The organism is Salmonella sp. A1325 (genome assembly GCF_056991255.1).
In genome coordinates this window covers 723,001-740,906 of record NZ_JAMLWO010000001.1, presented here as the reverse complement: position 1 = coordinate 740,906, position 17,906 = coordinate 723,001, and the positions used below count along the sequence as shown (strand labels likewise).

Here is a 17,906-nt window from a genome sequence, read left to right as displayed (position 1 = left end):
AGTGTCTCCCTTTGATTTGATGAGGTATTTAGGGAAAGAATAGCTGATTCTGTAATATTGCAAGTATGAAAGCGCAAAAATTATTCTATTGCCAGTCTGCGCCGTCGTAAGCTGTTCCATGAATAGATAGCATTGAACAACACCACGCCTGCCGTGACGCAGAATACGGCGCGGAAGCCATAGCTCGCGGAAATTGCGGCGCCCATGAGAGGGCCGGTGACGTTGCCGATATCGCGGAAAGATTGGTTGTAACTGAATATGCGCCCGGCTATCTGGTTGGTAGAGTTGTAAACCAGCAGAGTTTGAACGGCTGGCAGCAGCGCGCCATCCGCCGCGCCAAGCAGAAATCGCAATAGCGCGAGCTGCCACGGCGTTTGCACAAAAGACATTGGAATCAGCAGCAGTACGGAAATAATCAGCGCGACGATAAGGATCTTTTCCGGGCCAATTCTGTCGCCGAGCTTGCCGAGTCGGGGGGCGCTAAGTAATGCCGCCACGCCGGGAACAGACGCTATCATCCCGCTAATGAATGCAATATTACTGACATTTCCCGCGAGTTCGCGCACATAGAGCGTCAGGATGGGCGCAATAGACCCCGTCGCCACCTGAATAATCAGCGTGGTGACAAACAGGCTTAACACCAGGCGGGGATTTTTTAACGAGGCGACCACTTCCCGAACGTGAAGCATCTCTTTTTTGCTCACCGGCAGGAAATTCTCGCGAATAAAAAAGAAGGTGAGCAGAAAACAGATAAACAAAACGCTGGCGGTAATAAAAAAGACCGGGCGAAGACCGTAATGGTCGGCGAGCAGACCACCCGCAAGTGGGCCAAGCAGAGCGCCGCTGACGCCGCCAGTAGAGAGCGTCCCTAGCGCCCAGCCGCTTTTGTGGCGCGGCACCTGAGTGGCGATGAGCGCATTGGCGTTGGGAATAAATCCGCCCAACAGGCCTAATAACGCGCGGAGGATCAGAAATTGCCAGATATTTTGCGCCATGCCCATTAACAGCATGACAATGGCCATGCCGAGAGCAGAACGCAACAGCATGATCTTACGCCCTTTACGATCCGCCAGACCGCCCCAAAAAGGGGAAGCGATAGCTGAAAAGAGGAACGTAATACTAAAGACCAGCCCGGACCACATGTTGAGCGCGCTATGGCCTGTTACGCCGAGTTGCTCAACGTAGAGAGGGAGAAAAGGCATGACCAGACTGAATGCCGCGCCGGTTAAAAAACAGCCCAGCCAGGTAACGGTTAGATTGCGTTTCCAGTTTATGGGGACATCAGAGGGTGACATAGCGTTCCACAGTATGATGCGCGGTTTGCGCTATCATCAATTTAATTATGAGCGTACTAATTATAATTATGCGCCGACCTTACCAGCCTCGCAATGTGGGGAGCTTTTAAAGCTAAAAGAGGGGAAAAATTGCAGCCTGACGGCTGCAATCCTGTCAATAGCGCGACGGTACGCCTTCAGGGCGAGTTTTAAAGCGGCGATGCAGCCACATATACTGCTCTGGCGCCATCATAATGCACTGCTCAACAATCTTATTCATCCATGCGGCAGTCGCTTCTGCGCTCTCCAGCGGAGGCGAATATTCCGCAGGAAGAATGATCAGTTCGTAGCCTTTCCCATCGGGTTTACGGCGAGGCACGAAGGGGATAATACAGGCTTTAGACATGCGCGCGAGCATCCAGGTACCGGAGGTCGTGGCAGCCTGGTCGACAGCGAATAATGGTACAAAAACGCTGGCGCGCGGGCCATAATCGTGATCCGGCGCATACCAGATCAATTCGCCGCTTTTCAATGCCTTAACCATGCCTTTCAGATCTTTGCGATCCAACATCGATTTATTGGAGCGTAAGCGTCCCCAGGTCTGTAACCAGTCGAGCAACGGATTATCATTCGGGCGATAAACTCCAATACCCGGGTTATGCATACCAAACATGCGGGCGCCAAACTCAAGGGTAAGGAAATGTATTCCTACCAGAATGAACCCCAGTCCCTGCGCCTTAACTTCACGGATATGCTCCAGACCGCTCGCTTCCATCCAGCGGTTCACTCGCCGATCGGGCCAGAACCAGGCCATGCCGGTTTCCATCACGCCCATACCGACGGATTCAAAGTTTTTGACCACCATGGTGTGGCGTTCCTGCGCGCTCATTTCCGGAAAGCATAATTCAAGGTTGCGATAGGCGATTTTTGCGCGGCGTTTCATTACGCGTCGCGCCAGGTGGCCCAATGCGCAACCCAATTTATAGATGACCGGGTAGGGGAGTTGCACGACCAACCAAAGCGCGCCTATACCCAACCAGGTTAACCAATAGCGCGGGTGCAGTAAGGCCACGGAGAACTTAGGCAACTTCGTCATTTCTATCCTGTCTTTCAACGAACAATTCCCCGTATTCTCGCATCTTTTTGCGTTGAGCAAAAATATGTAGCAGGAGAGTGGCGATTAAATCGACAATTGTTGTTAATTATTTAGTGTAAAGCAGGAAATGTAGCGCAAAATGTGTGGATGTAAATTGGCGAGACTTGCCTTATCATGCCTGCCCACTTTATTTTTTGCTGATTGCAGGATACGTACACCATGCCAGTGTTACACAACCGCATCTCTAATGACGAGCTGAAAGCCAAAATGCTGGCGGAAAGCGAGCCGCGTACGACAATTTCTTTTTATAAATATTTCACTATCGCCTCGCCGCAACAGACGCGGGACGCGTTGTATCAGGTGTTTACGGCGTTGGACGTTTTTGGTCGCGTTTACCTGGCGCATGAAGGCATCAATGCGCAAATCAGCGTGCCGCAAAGCAAGGTCGAGACGTTTCGTCAACAGCTTTATACGTTCGACCCCGCGCTGGACGGGCTGCGTTTAAATATTGCGCTGGAGGATGACGGAAAGTCATTTTGGGTGCTGCGTATGAAAGTTCGCGACCGTATCGTTGCTGACGGTATTGACGATCCGACTTTTGACGCCAGTAATGTCGGCGATTATCTGAAGGCGGCAGATGTGAATGCGATGCTGGACGATCCTGACGCGGTCTTTATTGATATGCGCAACCATTATGAGTATGAAGTTGGCCATTTCGAAAATGCTCTGGAAATCCCGGCGGATACGTTTCGTGAACAGTTGCCAAAAGCGGTTGAAATGCTGCGGGAACATGCAGATAAAAAGATAGTGATGTACTGTACCGGCGGTATTCGTTGTGAGAAAGCCAGCGCCTGGATGAAACACAACGGTTTCAATAAAGTCTGGCATATTGAGGGTGGCATCATTGAATACGCCCGTCGCGCGCGCGAGCAGGGGCTTCCCGTTCGCTTTATCGGCAAAAATTTTGTATTTGATGAGCGAATGGGCGAACGAATCTCGGATGAGGTTATCGCGCATTGCCATCAGTGCGGCGCGCCCTGCGATAGCCATACCAACTGCAAAAATGACGGTTGCCATCTGCTGTTTATCCAGTGTCCGCAGTGCGCCAGTAAATTTAACGGCTGCTGTAGTGAACAATGCTGTGAAGAGTTGGCCTTGCCGGAGGAAGAACAGCGCCGACGTCGTGCGGGTCGCGAGAACGGCAACAAAATTTTTAATAAATCGCGTGGTCGGCTTAATAGCAAACTGAGCATTCCCGATCCGGCTGAGTAATATTTTGCCGGATAGCCGCGTAAAGGCCGCTATCCGGCATTTCGCCAGGCGTTACTTCTGCTGAACGCCTTCTACTGAGATGATAAGCTCAACCTCTTGTGAGGCCGGGCCGAGATCGGTAGTTATATTGAAATCCTTCAGCTTAATTTTTCCTTCGGCCTCAAAGCCCGCGCGCTTACCGCCCCACGGATCGTCGCCCTGGCCCATCAGCTTCGCTTCCAGCGTCACCGGTTTAGTCACGCCATTGAGCGTCAGATTGCCGGTAATATCCAGTTCATCGCCCTCTTTTTTCACGCTGGTAGAGGTGAAGGTTGCCTGCGGGAATTTCGCAACATTAAGAAATTCCGCACTACGCAGGTGTTTGTCACGTTCGGCATGGTTAGTGTCGACGCTATTGGTGTTAATGGTCACGTTCACTTTGTCTGCCGATGGATTTTTTTCGTCAAAAGTGAACGTGCCGTCGAAATCTTTAAAGGTGCCGTATAGCCAGCTGTAGCCCAGATGCTGAATGCGGAAATTGACGAACGCATGTTGGCCTTCTTTATCAATTTTATACTCCGCCGCCACGGCGGAACCGGTCGTGAATAACAAGGATGCGAGGGTGAATCCCAGCAGGTTTTTTTTCATTTTTGAGCTCCATAGTCAGATGACGACATTCCTGTCATACGTTTCAGTGTGTCGTCTTTATCGATGAAATGGTGTTTTAGCGCCATAACCCCATGCGAGAGCGAGATAATGACCAGCGACCAGGCAAACCACAGATGCAGCGTTCCGGCGATGTCAGCCTGCGCACCCGCGTCCGTAAGCGTGGCCGGAATCTCAAACCAGCCAAAGACGCTAATCGGTTTACCGTCGGCGGTGGAAATCAGGTAGCCGCTAATGATTATCGCAAAGAGCAGGAGATACAGGAGGAGATGACCCGCGGCGGCGCCAGCGCGCGTTAAACGGGAATAGCTGGTCAACGCAACGGGCGGTGGCGAATAAAGCCGCCAGATAATACGCACGATCAGCGCCATCATCAGTAACATACCAATACTTTTGTGTATTTCCGGCGCCTGGTGATACCAGCCGTCGTAATAACTGAGCGTGACCATCCATAAACCCAACGCAAACATGCCATAGACCACCAGGGCGGTCAGCCAGTGGAGCGCGGCGGAAACCACGCCATAACGCTGTGGAGTATTTTTAAATTGCATAAACACACCAATGAATATTTCACGAGAGAATGAAAATGGCGTGGAAAAGCGCCGAATGCAACTTATAAATAAGAATTTGAATGATATTTATTTTTATTTCAATAATTTTGATGTTGTTTGCGGTTCAGCTTCAGAAGTTTCGAGATATTTTCCCCTGATAACCGCGCAACGGCAGGAACTGGCATTATTGCCGTGCTTCATCGTTATGAAATAAAAAGTGAGGAATTTTCAGGAAGTGTCAGTTAACGTCAATGAAAAGCAATCAGAAGAAAAGGAGATAAACAATATCCATCACCGCCAGCAGCGACCAAAGAATAACGTAAAGCATGAAATGTTCGCGAATATTATTCATCAGAAAATGAAAGAGGCGACGCATAGCTTACCTTAATAAACAGCCCCTTTACGGGGCCGACAAATTATTGGCTAAAACGGGAAAGCCGGAACGGCGTCAGATCAAAGGAGGATGTTTTTCCCAACGCAAAATCCGCAGCGATTTCTCCTAACACCGGGGCGAATTTAAAACCATGTCCGCTGAGTCCAGTGATGACAAGCGTATTCTCATGGCCAGGCAGCGTATCGATAATAAAATCCTCGTCCGGCGAATTATCATAGGTACATGCCGCCCCATGTAAACAACCGCCGATACCCGGCAGTACGTTACGCAGGAAAGGAAATGCTTCCGCGCCATCGCTGGCAACGGCGGCAAAGGGCTTGCGCTCTTCCTGAGTCTGTATTCGCTGTCCGCCATTGTGTTTGCCGATTTTTAACTCGTCGTTCTCCGCCGGGAAGCCGTAATATTGATCGCCGTTGGGCATTTCGCCGGTAAAGGCCGGAAAGCGGTTTTTAGTGCTGTAACGTCCATCCGCCTTAAACCAGGCAAAAACTTTACGTACGGGCTGAACGGGCAGCTCCGGTACCAGCGCTTTTACCCAGGTGCCCGCGCTAATCAGCGCCTTGCTGGCGTGGTAGCAGCCTTCACTCGTCTCTATCGTCACACCGTTATCATCATGGTGAATATGGCTTACCGGGCTGTTGAATAGCTGTGCGCAGCCTGCTTCTCGGGCCAGACGAAGCCATGTGGTAATGGCTAATTCGCTGCGCAGGAAACCGGAGTCAGCTTCAAACAGCCCGATATAATTTTCGGGCACGCGAATTTCCGGCCAGCGCGTCATGAGGGCCGTCGCGTCCAGTCGTTCGACGTTCAATTGCCACTGTTGCGCGCTTCGTGCGACGTTGGCTAAGAAAGCGGAATCGGCCGGGCCGAGGTTAACGACGCCGGAGCGGACAAAAATAGGCTCTTCATTGTGTGTGGAGAGTTCATCCCAAAGCGCCTGGGCGCGAAGCACCAGTGGGACATATTTTTCGCCTTCACCATAAGCGTGGCGGATAAGACGGGTATCGCCGTGATGGCTGCCCTGTTGATGAGGCGGCATATGCGCATCGGTCATCAGGACCTTTAGCCCGGCGCGGGTGGCGTAATAACCAGCGGCGGCGCCAACCGAACCGCTGCCGATAATAATAAGGTCGTATTTCATCAGCTTCTCTCTGCTATCGCGATGATTTCAGGGTAAATAACTGCGCTGAGATATACAAGCCAGAAATAAGTGAGGCACCTTACGGTGCCTGAGAGAGGGGGAGCGCGTCACGCTAATGGCGACGATACTCGTTTTCCTGGTAATCGCCTGATTCTATTTTGGCGATGCCGGCTTCTAATATTGAAATAAATTGCCTGGCTACATCTGTTGTTAACCAGAGCGTTTGACCAACTTCAGTCCCTTCCGGTTCCGGACGATTTGGGGTCTGGTAGTGTAAACGCAGCATCAGCGCATCATAGCTATCGACGGTGCTGATGTCCCATCCTACAAGCGGATGGGTCTGAATGACTTCATTATTCTTTTCCATCATGCCCCCCTGGTACGTGTTATAAGACAACGGTTCTCGAGGTTCAATGCGTGTTTTTCTTCTGAAGCAACTTCAGTATACCAATTAATAAGGCTATTCACTGCGTTTTTAAAGAGACCGGAGGATAAATTTCTCTTTTTAAGAATTATATGAACAATAAAGCGGCAGTTCATTCATATTTTTTTAGGATGTTGTGCAATTATTTTGAGGGTCAGGCGAAATATTCATCAGTTGCGCAAATAAAAAAGCCGGGGCGACCCGGCAAACATACATCACTGCATATCATTTTTTATTCATTGATGAACCAGTCATCAGCGCTCTCCCAGGTCTCCTGGAGAATCTCGCTAATGCGTTCTTTGTCCTCTTTTGATGCGCCAATGACGGACAAGTTGTTGGCGGTAGCGTAACGCACGGTGACGTTACCCAAATTCTCAGGAAAATGATGGCTAATACGGCGGGAGAGTTCGCCCGCCAGCGCATCAATCGCACCGGCAGGCAGAGGTGACGTTTTGGCTATAGTGACTTCAATACGCATAATGGCCCCCTGTTGAATATACTGGATATATATACAGTTAAATCCAATATATAGCAACAAGTAAGCGCATTTTTTATTTTTTTACTGACCAGCGTACTGTTTCACCCGCTAAAAAAGGCACCAGCGAATCATCAGCCAGCGCGATATTTTCCGGTATCTGTTGTTCATCGCGAACCAGTTCCACCCACCCCGTATTCACCGGCAGGCCATAGAATTGCGGGCCATTCAGTGAACAGAACGCTTCAAAGTGCGCCAGCGCGTTCATTTCCTCAAACACGGCGGCATAACTGCCAAGGGCGGAGGGGGCGTTGAAACAACCGGCGCAGCCGCAACTGGTCTCTTTACGATGACGTGAATGCGGCGCTGAATCCGTCCCCAGGAAGGCGCGCGTAAAACCACTGGCGACCAGGTCGCGTAAAGCCTGTTGGTGAATATTGCGTTTCAGAATCGGCAGACAGTACAGGTGAGGACGAATGCCGCCGACCAGCATATCATTACGGTTAAACATTAAATGTTGAGGCGTAATGGTAGCCGCCAGGTAGTCGTTGCCGTCACGTACATACTGCGCGGCATCTTTGGTCGTGATGTGTTCAAAGACCACTTTAAGCGCGGTCAGACGCTGGCGTAGCGGTTCCATTACGGTGTCGATAAAACGCGCTTCACGATCGAAGATATCAACCTCCGCATGGGTCACCTCACCGTGGACCAGCAATGGCATTCCGAGTTTTTCCATCCGCTCCAGTACCGGCATGATAGCGTCGACTGACGTTACGCCATGACTGGAGTTAGTGGTGGCATTGGCCGGGTAAAGCTTAGCCGCAGTAAATACGCCTTCATGGAAACCACGCTCCAGTTCATCGGCATCGAGCGAATCCGTTAAATAGCAGGTCATTAACGGCGTGAAATCATGCCCGGCGGGCACCGCATCGAGAATACGCTGGCGGTAGGCGATCGCTGCATCAATGGTCGTGATGGGGGACGCCAGGTTCGGCATCACGATAGCGCGACCATAAATTTCGCTGGTATAGGGTACGACCGTTTTTAACATGTCGCCATCGCGAAGGTGAACGTGCCAGTCGTCCGGGCGGCGGATCTTTAAAACCTGGGATGGTGCAGTCATTAATAAGCTCCGGCTGAGGAATAGTCTTTTTGCCGGAAACAAAGGATAAGCGGAAACGTTTTCGTTTGCACGTAAAAAAAGGGCGCGAGCGCGCCCTCCGAAATCAATTGGTGAAAGGAATAACGATTTCACCAGGTTTAACTTCAATGCCTTTCGCGAGTTTCTTCGCTAACGCTTCGCCTTTACTGCTGTCCTCACGCAACACGTAAGCGGGCCGCTGGTTAAAGTAGCTACGTAAAGACTGATTTAAATAGGGCAGGAGCGTTTGTAGCACCGATTGCATTTTCTCCGGCGTCACGGTGGCGTCTACTACTTCCATCTCCTGAAGATAGATGGCGCCTTTTTCTTTATCAAAGACCGGCAGGGCTTTTAGCTTGAGTTTCATCGTCGCTTTTTGACTGCCAAACAGGGAATTCATATCCAGCCTGGCATCGCCAGTAAGGGTGACTTTATTAGGCTCTTCCCGACCAATCTGGCTGACAAGGTTAGTCAATACGATATGCGCGTCGGCAATGCCGGGCAGACCAATATCTTTTGAGAAATTATTCCGTTTTTCAAGCGCTTGATTGATTTCTTGTTCGCTAATGGTGTATTGCGTAAGTTGATTACAACCCACTAACAGGCCGCTAACTACCAGCGCAGCGGCAAAAAAAAACTTTTTCATGGCGTTCCTTAGCATGTTGCCTGTGCCCTAATCTTGACACAAAGCAGCATGTCGCGCCAGCGGACATGGTGCCACTAGAAAAAGCTGAAAAAGGCGGCAAGAAAGGGTTGCCGCCTGGCGGGAGTTAGATAGCCATTGAGGAGAGTAAATTAATTTGCGTCTGCTTCGCCATATTATCGCGATAGTCCGCGACTTTTGTCGGCCAGTGGATACCGGCGACCAGCGTCAGATTACGCAGAAGCGGAAACAGATGAATATCATCTTCCGATAATTCGCCGTTAACGGCGTTAGGCTGTACGATGAGTTTATCCAGCAAACGTAAATCATCGCCGATCTTTTTAATCAGTCCGGCAGAGTGCGCAAGATGGTTGTCAAAACTGCCAGATGAGGCCTCTTTTTTGCGGATAAAATACTGGCGCGCCGCAGGGGTAGAAAATTCATCGAAAGCGGATTTTGCAAATCGCGGCAGCAGTAGCTGATTAACGTAACCGTTAACTTTGCGCAACCACTCTTCAATGGCTGGATTGCGTTTCCCGGTTAACAGCGGTTTGCCGTCGAGGTTGTCGACATAATGTACAATATCCATACTTTCAGGAAGGTAGCGACTATCATCTTTTTGCAGGATGGGCACCATCTTTTGACCAATCATCCGGGTGGGCGTCGCCTCGTCGTCATTTTGTAACACGTTAAGTTCAACGGGGATGTTCTTCAGGCCGAAAATCATGCGGGCTTTAACGCAGAAAGGGCAATGATCGTAAATATAAAGCTTCACGTTTCTCCTCCATTTGACTGTCGGTTCCTGACCAGTATGGAGGAGATAGCGACAGGTATCAAATCAGGCGCCGGGTTCCAGCATCCGGCGCGGCGTGCGTTTATGACTAAATTGCCAGCCTAAAGCCAAAAAGGTGATAAAGCCGATAATACCGAGCATCATCCACGGTAGTTCAGGCTGCGCAAGCGCTTTACCCATATCAAACAACCAGCCGCCGCCGATATAACCAATCGCGCCGCCAATGGCTAATCCCAGACGGCTAAAGCCCATATAGCTTCCCCGCGCCCTCGCGTCCGCGAGCGACGCGCTGAGCGTTTCGCGCGCCGGTTCGGCGATAACCGAGCCGATGTAGAAAGCGCAAATAAGCGTAAAAAGCTGCTGTAAATTGCCCACCATCCCGATGGGGATCATGCTCAGCGACATGACGAGCAAACCGGCCATCAGCCGATGCTCTAGCCGAAAACGCTTTTCGCTCCAGCGGGCAATCGGGTAGAGCAACGTCAGCGAGAGACACGCCTCAATAGCGTACATCCATTTCACGGCAGCAGGCGAACCGGCGATATCGTTTACCATAATCGGCAGCATTAACATGACCTGTACCGCCAGCATATAGTAGCCCGCCAGCGTCAGCACGTAGGTGACAAACCTTTTATCGCTCATGACGCGGCGCATTCCTTCACGCACCGGCGTTCTGACCGTTGATAGCTTCCAGGCCGGAAGCAGCCATGCGTTGAAAAGGGCGCATAATATGAACAAAATAGCGCCCGTCGCGCAGACCAGGCGAAAATCGTATTGTAGCAACCAGCTTCCCAGCAGCGCGCCAATCACCGCGCCCGCGCTGTCCTGCATCATCAACAGAGAGAAGAAGCGGCCCCGTTGCTCCGGACGAATTAATTTGACCACCAGCGCTGAACGCGGCGGGTCGAAAAGCGTACCGCCGAGACCGGAAAGAAAGCAGGAAAACCACAAGAGCCAGGGCTCATGCGCGATACCCATGGTGGCAAAGCCGGCGGCGCGCATCAGCATACCGGTGACAATCATCGGTTTCGCGCCAAAGCGATCGGCGATGGCGCCGCCAAAAATGCCCAGACCTTGTTGAATAAACTGGCGCAGGCCGAGCGCGATCCCTACCATTACGGCAGCCCACCCCATTTGATCGACAAAGCGAATAGAGATGAGCGGGAAGACGACGAAAAAACCCAGCACCACCAACATGTTATCGATGAGAAGAAAATATTTACCCAGGTTCCTCGCCTGCGAGACGCGCGACATTTCCCCTCCCGGGAAATAAAAGATGAGCGTCTTCTATTCTGCGGCGGCGTTTCGTTTTTTCCTACCGTTAGCGGGACAATATTTTTTTATCAAAAGTCCTTTTTAATCGAGAGTTTTCATCAAAATGTGGCAGCAATTCAAAAAATGACGATTTGCGCTTTTCACAGAGCCTGGTTGCGCAGGTATAGTAATGTTACTGGCGTGCTGAAGACGTTACAGGAAGGAGTAGGTATAGAATGTTTGGCTATCGTAGTAACGTGCCAAAAGTGCGCTTAACCACCGATCGTCTGGTGGTACGTTTAGTGCATGAGCGTGATGCCTGGCGTCTGGCCGATTATTACGCGGAAAATCGTCATTTTTTAAAACCCTGGGAACCGGTCCGTGATGAAAGTCATTGTTATCCTTCAGGATGGCAGGCGCGTCTGGGAATGATCGGTGAATTTCACAAACAGGGCTCCGCCTTCTATTTCGCGCTACTTGATCCGGAAGAAAAAGAAATTATCGGCGTGGCGAATTTTTCCAATGTGGTGCGCGGTTCTTTTCATGCCTGTTATCTGGGCTATTCCATTGCGCAGAAGTGGCAGGGGCAAGGGCTGATGTTTGAAGCCTTAACCGCTGCGATTCGCTATATGCAGCGCACTCAGCATATCCACCGTATCATGGCGAACTATATGCCGCACAACAAACGTAGCGGCGCGTTGCTGGCGCGGCTTGGCTTTGAAAAAGAAGGCTATGCGAAAGATTACCTGTTGATTGATGGACAATGGCGCGACCATGTCCTGACGGCGTTAACCACGCCGTTATGGACGCCGGGGCGTTGAGCGGCTTACGGAATGAGAGGCAAAGGGAGAAAACGATGAAATATGAATTAACCGCCACTGAAGCGCGAGTGATTGGCTGTCTGCTGGAAAAGCAGGTGACAACGCCGGAACAGTATCCGCTTTCCGTCAACGGGGTGGTGACAGCCTGTAATCAGAAAACCAACCGTGAACCGGTGATGAACCTGACGGAACAAGAGGTACAAGAACAGCTCGATAACCTGGTGAAACGCCACTTTTTGCGTACGGTCAGCGGGTTTGGCAATCGCGTCACCAAATATGAACAGCGTTTCTGTAATTCCGAATTTGGCGATCTGAAACTTAGCGCGGCGGAAGTGGCGCTTGTCACTACGCTGCTGCTGCGCGGCGCGCAAACGCCCGGCGAGTTGCGTAGCCGGGCGTCGCGGATGCATGAATTCAGCGATATGGCGGAAGTTGAATCCACGCTGGAACGGCTTGCCAGTCGTGAGGACGGCCCGTATGTCGTCCGTCTGGCGCGTGAACCGGGTAAGCGCGAAAGCCGTTATATGCACCTTTTTTGCGGCGACGTCGATGAACTGTCTCTCCAGACGTCTGCGCCGGAAAGTGCGTCGGGCGATCTTCAGTCGCGCGTCGAAGCGCTGGAAAGCGAAGTGGCGGAGTTAAAGCAGCGGCTGGATTCTTTGTTAGCTCACCTGGGAGAGTAATGTGAGAACATTACGGATTGGCATTGTCGGATTAGGCGGTATTGCGCAGAAGGCCTGGCTGCCGGTATTAACCAACACCGCCGGATGGACATTACAGGGCGCCTGGTCTCCTTCGCGGGATAAAGCCTTACGTATCTGCGAAAGCTGGCGCATACCGTATGTGGATTCGCTGGCGAATTTAGCGTCCGGCTGCGATGCGGTCTTCGTCCACTCCAGTACCGCAAGCCATTATGCCGTGGTCAGCGAACTTCTCAATGCCGGCGTCCATGTCTGCGTGGATAAACCGCTGGCGGAAAATCTACGTGATGCCGAACGGCTGGTGGCGCTGGCGGCGCAAAAAAAATTGACGCTGATGGTTGGCTTTAATCGCCGTTTCGCGCCGCTGTACCGCGAACTGAAGACGCGCCTCGGTACTGCGGCGTCACTGCGTATGGATAAACATCGTACCGATAGCATCGGGCCGCACGACTTACGTTTTACTTTGCTCGATGACTATCTGCATGTCGTGGATACCGCTCTGTGGCTGGCGGGCGGCGAGGCGCGCCTTGCCAGCGGCACGTTGCTCACCAGCGAGTCCGGCGAAATGTGCTATGCGGAACATCATTTTTCCGCCGACAAACTACAAATTACCACCAGTATGCACCGGCGCGCCGGAAGTCAGCGTGAATCGGTCCAGGCCGTCACCGACGGCGGGCTGTATGACGTGACGGATATGCGTGAATGGCGCGAAGAGCGCGGGCAGGGTATTTTCATCAAACCCATTCCGGGTTGGCAAACGACGCTTGAACAGCGTGGTTTTGTCGGATGCGCGCGGCATTTCATTGACTGCGTACAAAATCAGACGGTTCCGGAAACGGCGGGGGAGCAGGCGATTTTGGCCCAGCGCGTCGTGGAGGCGCTGTGGCGGGACGCCATCAGCGAATAATCCTCTGTAACATCTGGCGGTAGTAATTCATCGTAATCCAGGTACTATACGCTCAATAATTCGAGTTGCAGAAAAGCTAACGCACATGCAGCTCGAAGTATGGCGGGTATATATGCCCACTCTACATAATACCTCTTTTCACAGTGAATAATGGCAAACCGTGGGGAGTCTGTAAGGCCTGATAAGACGTTTTAACGTCGCCGTCAGGCGCGGTGATACAGCCGGATACGGCAGAAGTTGCGTTATCCGGTCGATGGATCAGCCATGCAGGAGTTTTACGCCAGGGTCTGGAATACAAAAGAAATGAATTTATTGAAATCGCTGGCTGCCGTCAGCTCGATGACTATGTTTTCACGCGTGTTGGGCTTTGCCCGTGATGCGATTGTCGCCAGAATTTTTGGCGCAGGGATGGCGACCGACGCCTTTTTTGTGGCGTTTAAACTCCCTAATTTACTACGCCGGATCTTTGCCGAAGGCGCTTTTTCTCAGGCCTTTGTGCCTATCCTGGCGGAATATAAGAGCAAGCAGGGTGAAGAAGCGACGCGGATCTTTGTCGCTTACGTTTCCGGCCTGTTGACGCTGGCATTGGCCGTCGTGACGGTGGCCGGTATGCTGGCCGCCCCGTGGGTGATTATGGTAACCGCGCCGGGTTTTGCCGATACTGCGGATAAATTCGCGCTGACGACGCAACTGCTGCGGATTACGTTTCCCTATATTCTGCTGATCTCGCTGGCTTCACTGGTTGGCGCCATTCTCAACACCTGGAATCGCTTCTCTATTCCCGCTTTTGCGCCGACATTTCTTAATATCAGCATGATCGGTTTTGCATTATTCGCCGCGCCATACTTTAATCCGCCGGTGCTGGCGTTAGCCTGGGCAGTCACCGTCGGCGGCGTGCTGCAACTGGTGTATCAACTTCCGTATTTGAAAAAGATCGGTATGCTGGTGCTGCCGCGCATTAACTTTCGCGACACCGGGGCGATGCGGGTGGTCAAACAGATGGGGCCGGCGATTTTGGGCGTATCCGTCAGTCAGATCTCCCTTATCATCAATACCATTTTCGCCTCGTTTCTGGCCTCCGGCTCGGTCTCATGGATGTACTATGCCGATCGGTTGATGGAGTTCCCGTCCGGCGTGCTGGGCGTGGCGTTGGGGACCATCCTGTTGCCGTCATTGTCGAAAAGCTTTGCCAGCGGCAATCATGATGAGTACTGCCGCCTGATGGACTGGGGGCTGCGTTTGTGCTTTTTACTGGCGTTGCCGAGCGCGGTAGCGTTAGGCATTCTGGCGAAGCCGCTGACGGTCTCGCTGTTTCAGTACGGTAAATTCACCGCCTTTGATGCGGCGATGACGCAGCGGGCGTTAATCGCCTATTCGGTGGGGCTGATTGGCTTGATCGTCGTAAAAGTGCTGGCCCCGGGCTTCTATTCTCGCCAGGATATTAAAACGCCGGTGAAAATCGCCATCGTGACGTTAATCATGACTCAGTTAATGAACCTGGCGTTTATTGGACCGCTGAAACACGCCGGGCTGTCGCTCTCTATTGGTCTGGCGGCATGTCTCAATGCGTCGCTGCTGTACTGGCAACTGCGCAAACAGAATATCTTTACGCCACAACCGGGTTGGATGTGGTTCCTGATGCGTCTGATCATTTCCGTACTGGTGATGGCCGCCGTATTGTTCGGCGTGTTGCATATTATGCCGGAGTGGTCGCAAGGGTCGATGTTATGGCGTTTGCTACGTTTGATGGCGGTAGTGATCGCGGGTATCGCGGCCTATTTCGCCGCGCTTGCCGTGCTGGGCTTTAAAGTGAAAGAGTTTGTTCGCCGGACGGCGTAAATTCAGTGCCTGATAGCGCTGTGCTATCAGGCCTACAAGGCATTCAGGCCGGAAAGGCGCAACGTCGCCATCCGGCACTGATTAGATAGAAATTTTTTTACCGCCGCGGTGAGAGACGGAAGTCTGACCGTCAGCCCCGTACAAGGTCGGCTCCTGGTGAGGTTTCAGCACCTCCAGCGCCTGTTGATTACGCTCAATTTGCCCTTCCAGCAGCCAGCCGTTGTGCTGGTTGAGGTCGCGAAGATGCTGCGTTTTTTCGGTAATCGCCTGCCAGCGCTCTGCAATGTCATCGTTTGCGCTACGCTGCGCGTTCTGCTCCAGACGGCGCTGTTGTTCCAGATAATCCAGCGTCGCCAGCAACGAGCTTTTTTCTTCTGTAATACGCTGTAGCTGGCTGCCGTTAATCTGGCCTACGGAAAGCTGTTGTTGCTCGGCGTCCATCACCGTCTTCAGGTCATTCAGGACGGTGGTCATCTGGTCAAGTATTTCTGACAAACGAGTCATACGCTTATTTACTCTGTAAGTAGCTCTGCGCCTCGCGAATGAGCGAGTCTGCTATTTTTCCCGTATCCATTTTTAACTCACCGTTACGGATAGCTGTTTTTAATGCTTCGACGCGTTCCATATTAATGTCGCTGACGCCTGGCTGCATGAGCTTCGCTTGCGCGTCGCTTAACGTTACGCTGGCGCTCGTCGCGGCGGACGTTTTTTCCTGACGCGTTTTTTGTACCGGCGTATCGCTGGTTTCGCGCGTCTGGACAGTGCTAACGGGTTTCAAAGGTGAGGTACGGTCAATGCTCATTTATTTATCCTCATCGAGGGTTACGTTGTAGCGGCCAGCTACCATCATGGTTGAATATCTCATCGGCAGCCGCGACAAAATCTTTACACAATTATAGGTTAATAAGAATATTCCCATCAGAATCGACGGTTCCACTCACGATTTGACCCGATGTCATGCGCACGCGCGCATTTTGCGCGACGGCGGCATTATTCATCGCCTGACCTTCCGCATTGACGCTAAACCCCTCGCCATTGGCGATGACCTGTACTCGTTGACCCGCTTTGACGCGCCAGGCCTGACGTATCATCGTAAGCTGTACCGGCTGCCCGGGAGCGAGATCGCGCAAACTGACGGCATCCTGAATTTGACGGATATCCAGTACCGTCCGCGGCGGTAACTGATCCAGCCTGCCACGTTTTAGCGTGACGTTGGCCGGCGTCAATTTTCCGCCGCGCGCGACGGGCGCGGCAACGGCGACATAATTGCCGGTCGCTTGCACATTCACCTGCAAATAACGTTTTTCATTGGCGCAGCGCGCCACCACATTGACGTTGCCCCACAGCTTCGCGCTGCCCGTCATGCTGAAGGCTGGCTGCTCGCAGCTCGGTAGCAGATTGGGCGATGAACGGAGCGTGACAACCACCTCGTCGCTGAAGCCAGCCAGACGCTGGGAAAACCACGTGGTCAGCTGGGCGTTGATGTCCTGCGCCATTGTCAGGGGGCTGAACAGCAAAGCCGCCACGGCGAATCCTCGTTTTAACGTTTGCATGGTACTTCCCCCTGGTTGATGTCATGACAGGATTCTACCCGTGTGAAGCAAGCATCAACGCAATAAATAGCGACGCATTTTGCGTTTATTCCGGCGATAACGCGCGCGTGAAGGCATTTAAGCTGTCGGCTGAATTTTGCCATTTGCGGAGGAGATATGCTCGACAGGCTCGATGCCGCCTTACGATTTCAGCAGGAAGCGCTAAATCTGCGCGCGCAACGTCAGGAAATATTAGCGGCGAATATCGCCAATGCCGATACGCCGGGGTATCAGGCGCGCGATATTGATTTTGCCAGTGAGTTAAAAAAGGTGATGGTGCGTGGACGGGAAGAAACCGGCGGCGTCGCGTTAACGTTGACTTCCTCTCACCATATTCCCGCCCAGGCGGTCTCTTCTCCCGCAGTGGATCTGCTTTATCGCGTACCCGATCAGCCTTCTTTGGATGGTAACACCGTAGATATGGATAGGGAACGTACGCAGTTTGCGGATAACAGTCTCAAATATCAGATGGGGCTTACCGTTCTGGGTAGCCAACTCAAAGGCATGATGAATGTGCTACAGGGAGGAAACTAATTCGTGGCGCTGTTAAACATTTTTGATATTGCCGGATCGGCGCTTGCCGCACAGTCCAAGCGGTTGAACGTTGCGGCCAGTAACCTGGCGAATGCGGATAGCGTCACCGGCCCGGACGGACAGCCTTATCGTGCCAAACAGGTGGTTTTTCAGGTGGATGCCGCGCCGGGTCAAGCCACTGGCGGGGTAAAGGTCGCCAGCGTGATTGAAAGTCAGGCACCGGAAAAGCTGGTTTATGAGCCAGGCAATCCGCTGGCGGACGCTAATGGTTACGTCAAAATGCCCAACGTCGATGTGGTCGGCGAAATGGTCAACACGATGTCAGCCTCGCGCAGCTATCAGGCAAATATCGAAGTCCTGAATACCGTAAAAAGCATGATGCTTAAAACGCTGACATTAGGCCAGTAAA

22 protein-coding genes are annotated in these 17,906 nt (G+C 52.1%); 7 read left to right on the top strand and 15 right to left on the bottom strand.

The features are described 5' to 3' along the window. Window positions 1-80: 80 nt before the first annotated feature. Together mdtG and NAZ64_RS03865 are read right to left on the bottom strand one after the other, a co-directional pair. Window positions 81-1,295, bottom strand: coding sequence for a multidrug efflux MFS transporter MdtG (mdtG, locus tag NAZ64_RS03870; protein ID WP_000075053.1), 1,215 nt, complete (start codon window positions 1,293-1,295; stop codon window positions 81-83). Between the two features lie 154 nt (window positions 1,296-1,449). Further along, window positions 1,450-2,370 carry a Kdo(2)-lipid IV(A) acyltransferase gene (locus NAZ64_RS03865; protein ID WP_000163973.1) on the bottom strand — a complete coding sequence of 307 codons (921 nt, stop codon included), beginning with the start codon at window positions 2,368-2,370 and terminating at the stop codon, window positions 1,450-1,452. Between the two features lie 219 nt (window positions 2,371-2,589). On the opposite strand from NAZ64_RS03865, the gene trhO reads away from it, so the two are divergent. After that, a complete protein-coding gene (gene trhO / locus NAZ64_RS03860; RefSeq protein ID WP_001144637.1) occupies window positions 2,590-3,642 on the top strand; it encodes an oxygen-dependent tRNA uridine(34) hydroxylase TrhO in 1,053 nt (350 codons plus the stop codon). A gap of 51 nt (window positions 3,643-3,693) precedes the next feature. Here trhO and NAZ64_RS03855 read toward each other — a convergent pair whose 3' ends face one another. The 10 genes from NAZ64_RS03855 to mdtH all read right to left on the bottom strand — a co-directional run bounded on the left by NAZ64_RS03855 (window position 3,694) and on the right by mdtH (window position 11,103). Next, complete coding sequence (locus tag NAZ64_RS03855; protein WP_000739886.1) at window positions 3,694-4,269, bottom strand: YceI family protein; 576 nt, start codon at window positions 4,267-4,269, stop codon at window positions 3,694-3,696. Continuing rightward, window positions 4,266-4,838 (bottom strand): cytochrome b, encoded by a 573-nt coding sequence (locus NAZ64_RS03850; protein ID WP_001159791.1) that lies wholly within the window; start codon window positions 4,836-4,838, stop codon window positions 4,266-4,268. The genes NAZ64_RS03855 and NAZ64_RS03850 overlap by 4 nt, the downstream gene beginning before the upstream one ends. A gap of 262 nt (window positions 4,839-5,100) precedes the next feature. Then, window positions 5,101-5,214 carry a YceO family protein gene (locus NAZ64_RS03845; RefSeq protein WP_001253282.1) on the bottom strand — a complete coding sequence of 38 codons (114 nt, stop codon included), beginning with the start codon at window positions 5,212-5,214 and terminating at the stop codon, window positions 5,101-5,103. Window positions 5,215-5,254: 40 nt separating this feature from the next. Beyond that, the gene (gene solA / locus NAZ64_RS03840) at window positions 5,255-6,373 is read right to left on the bottom strand and encodes an N-methyl-L-tryptophan oxidase (RefSeq protein ID WP_061372064.1); all 1,119 of its coding nucleotides are present in this window, start codon (window positions 6,371-6,373) and stop codon (window positions 5,255-5,257) included. 112 nt (window positions 6,374-6,485) lie between these two features. After that, the gene (gene bssS / locus NAZ64_RS03835; protein ID WP_000414441.1) at window positions 6,486-6,740 is read right to left on the bottom strand and encodes a biofilm formation regulator BssS; all 255 of its coding nucleotides are present in this window, start codon (window positions 6,738-6,740) and stop codon (window positions 6,486-6,488) included. A gap of 289 nt (window positions 6,741-7,029) precedes the next feature. Continuing rightward, a complete protein-coding gene (dinI, locus tag NAZ64_RS03830; protein WP_001217763.1) occupies window positions 7,030-7,275 on the bottom strand; it encodes a DNA damage-inducible protein I in 246 nt (81 codons plus the stop codon). Between the two features lie 73 nt (window positions 7,276-7,348). Next, window positions 7,349-8,395 (bottom strand): dihydroorotase, encoded by a 1,047-nt coding sequence (gene pyrC / locus NAZ64_RS03825; RefSeq protein WP_220569269.1) that lies wholly within the window; start codon window positions 8,393-8,395, stop codon window positions 7,349-7,351. A gap of 103 nt (window positions 8,396-8,498) precedes the next feature. Continuing rightward, window positions 8,499-9,059 (bottom strand): lipoprotein, encoded by a 561-nt coding sequence (locus NAZ64_RS03820; RefSeq protein ID WP_000713057.1) that lies wholly within the window; start codon window positions 9,057-9,059, stop codon window positions 8,499-8,501. Between the two features lie 124 nt (window positions 9,060-9,183). Further along, entirely contained in the window at window positions 9,184-9,831 is a 648-nt protein-coding gene (gene grxB / locus NAZ64_RS03815) for a glutaredoxin 2 (RefSeq protein ID WP_000780893.1), read from the bottom strand. 63 nt (window positions 9,832-9,894) lie between these two features. Beyond that, on the bottom strand, window positions 9,895-11,103 hold the full coding sequence (gene mdtH / locus NAZ64_RS03810; protein WP_000092174.1) for a multidrug efflux MFS transporter MdtH: 1,209 nt from the start codon (window positions 11,101-11,103) through the stop codon (window positions 9,895-9,897). Between the two features lie 236 nt (window positions 11,104-11,339). Here mdtH and rimJ point away from each other — a divergent pair, with 236 nt between their 5' ends. The 4 genes from rimJ to murJ all read left to right on the top strand — a co-directional run bounded on the left by rimJ (window position 11,340) and on the right by murJ (window position 15,371). Then, window positions 11,340-11,924, top strand: coding sequence for a ribosomal protein S5-alanine N-acetyltransferase (rimJ, locus tag NAZ64_RS03805; protein WP_000468204.1), 585 nt, complete (start codon window positions 11,340-11,342; stop codon window positions 11,922-11,924). Between the two features lie 35 nt (window positions 11,925-11,959). Beyond that, complete coding sequence (locus NAZ64_RS03800; RefSeq protein WP_000873047.1) at window positions 11,960-12,607, top strand: YceH family protein; 648 nt, start codon at window positions 11,960-11,962, stop codon at window positions 12,605-12,607. Window position 12,608: 1 nt separating this feature from the next. Then, a complete protein-coding gene (locus NAZ64_RS03795; protein ID WP_064044328.1) occupies window positions 12,609-13,532 on the top strand; it encodes a Gfo/Idh/MocA family protein in 924 nt (307 codons plus the stop codon). 303 nt (window positions 13,533-13,835) lie between these two features. Further along, on the top strand, window positions 13,836-15,371 hold the full coding sequence (gene murJ / locus NAZ64_RS03790) for a murein biosynthesis integral membrane protein MurJ (protein ID WP_001537775.1): 1,536 nt from the start codon (window positions 13,836-13,838) through the stop codon (window positions 15,369-15,371). A gap of 81 nt (window positions 15,372-15,452) precedes the next feature. Here murJ and flgN read toward each other — a convergent pair whose 3' ends face one another. From flgN to flgA, 3 genes are all read right to left on the bottom strand, one after another. Next, window positions 15,453-15,875, bottom strand: coding sequence for a flagella biosynthesis chaperone FlgN (flgN, locus tag NAZ64_RS03785; RefSeq protein WP_000197547.1), 423 nt, complete (start codon window positions 15,873-15,875; stop codon window positions 15,453-15,455). A 4-nt stretch (window positions 15,876-15,879) separates the two neighbouring features. Continuing rightward, window positions 15,880-16,173 carry a flagellar biosynthesis anti-sigma factor FlgM gene (gene flgM, locus NAZ64_RS03780; protein ID WP_000020893.1) on the bottom strand — a complete coding sequence of 98 codons (294 nt, stop codon included), beginning with the start codon at window positions 16,171-16,173 and terminating at the stop codon, window positions 15,880-15,882. Window positions 16,174-16,264: 91 nt separating this feature from the next. Beyond that, on the bottom strand, window positions 16,265-16,924 hold the full coding sequence (gene flgA, locus NAZ64_RS03775; RefSeq protein WP_001194086.1) for a flagellar basal body P-ring formation chaperone FlgA: 660 nt from the start codon (window positions 16,922-16,924) through the stop codon (window positions 16,265-16,267). 156 nt (window positions 16,925-17,080) lie between these two features. On the opposite strand from flgA, the gene flgB reads away from it, so the two are divergent. Further along, window positions 17,081-17,497: a flagellar basal body rod protein FlgB gene (flgB, locus tag NAZ64_RS03770; protein WP_000887043.1), complete on the top strand. Its 417-nt coding sequence runs from the start codon at window positions 17,081-17,083 to the stop codon at window positions 17,495-17,497. Between the two features lie 3 nt (window positions 17,498-17,500). Then, window positions 17,501-17,905, top strand: a complete 405-nt coding sequence (flgC, locus tag NAZ64_RS03765; RefSeq protein WP_001196448.1) for a flagellar basal body rod protein FlgC — start codon at window positions 17,501-17,503, stop codon at window positions 17,903-17,905. The last annotated feature ends 1 nt before the right edge of the window (window position 17,906 follow it).

What these genes read in the sequence shown, in the direction of transcription:
- NAZ64_RS03800 (WP_000873047.1), top strand. Translation starts at nt 11,960, where the DNA reads ATGAAATATGAATTAACCGCCACTGAAGCGCGAGTGATTGGCTGTCTG.
- flgN (WP_000197547.1), bottom strand. Translation starts at nt 15,875, where the DNA reads ATGACTCGTTTGTCAGAAATACTTGACCAGATGACCACCGTCCTGAAT.
- pyrC (WP_220569269.1), bottom strand. Translation starts at nt 8,395, where the DNA reads ATGACTGCACCATCCCAGGTTTTAAAGATCCGCCGCCCGGACGACTGG.
- flgA (WP_001194086.1), bottom strand. Translation starts at nt 16,924, where the DNA reads ATGCAAACGTTAAAACGAGGATTCGCCGTGGCGGCTTTGCTGTTCAGC.
- NAZ64_RS03855 (WP_000739886.1), bottom strand. Translation starts at nt 4,269, where the DNA reads ATGAAAAAAAACCTGCTGGGATTCACCCTCGCATCCTTGTTATTCACG.
- NAZ64_RS03865 (WP_000163973.1), bottom strand. Translation starts at nt 2,370, where the DNA reads ATGACGAAGTTGCCTAAGTTCTCCGTGGCCTTACTGCACCCGCGCTAT.
- murJ (WP_001537775.1), top strand. Translation starts at nt 13,836, where the DNA reads ATGAATTTATTGAAATCGCTGGCTGCCGTCAGCTCGATGACTATGTTT.
- NAZ64_RS03845 (WP_001253282.1), bottom strand. Translation starts at nt 5,214, where the DNA reads ATGCGTCGCCTCTTTCATTTTCTGATGAATAATATTCGCGAACATTTC.
- mdtH (WP_000092174.1), bottom strand. Translation starts at nt 11,103, where the DNA reads ATGTCGCGCGTCTCGCAGGCGAGGAACCTGGGTAAATATTTTCTTCTC.
- bssS (WP_000414441.1), bottom strand. Translation starts at nt 6,740, where the DNA reads ATGGAAAAGAATAATGAAGTCATTCAGACCCATCCGCTTGTAGGATGG.
- flgB (WP_000887043.1), top strand. Translation starts at nt 17,081, where the DNA reads ATGCTCGACAGGCTCGATGCCGCCTTACGATTTCAGCAGGAAGCGCTA.
- NAZ64_RS03850 (WP_001159791.1), bottom strand. Translation starts at nt 4,838, where the DNA reads ATGCAATTTAAAAATACTCCACAGCGTTATGGCGTGGTTTCCGCCGCG.
- NAZ64_RS03820 (WP_000713057.1), bottom strand. Translation starts at nt 9,059, where the DNA reads ATGAAAAAGTTTTTTTTTGCCGCTGCGCTGGTAGTTAGCGGCCTGTTA.
- dinI (WP_001217763.1), bottom strand. Translation starts at nt 7,275, where the DNA reads ATGCGTATTGAAGTCACTATAGCCAAAACGTCACCTCTGCCTGCCGGT.
- flgM (WP_000020893.1), bottom strand. Translation starts at nt 16,173, where the DNA reads ATGAGCATTGACCGTACCTCACCTTTGAAACCCGTTAGCACTGTCCAG.
- solA (WP_061372064.1), bottom strand. Translation starts at nt 6,373, where the DNA reads ATGAAATACGACCTTATTATTATCGGCAGCGGTTCGGTTGGCGCCGCC.
- mdtG (WP_000075053.1), bottom strand. Translation starts at nt 1,295, where the DNA reads ATGTCACCCTCTGATGTCCCCATAAACTGGAAACGCAATCTAACCGTT.
- rimJ (WP_000468204.1), top strand. Translation starts at nt 11,340, where the DNA reads ATGTTTGGCTATCGTAGTAACGTGCCAAAAGTGCGCTTAACCACCGAT.
- trhO (WP_001144637.1), top strand. Translation starts at nt 2,590, where the DNA reads ATGCCAGTGTTACACAACCGCATCTCTAATGACGAGCTGAAAGCCAAA.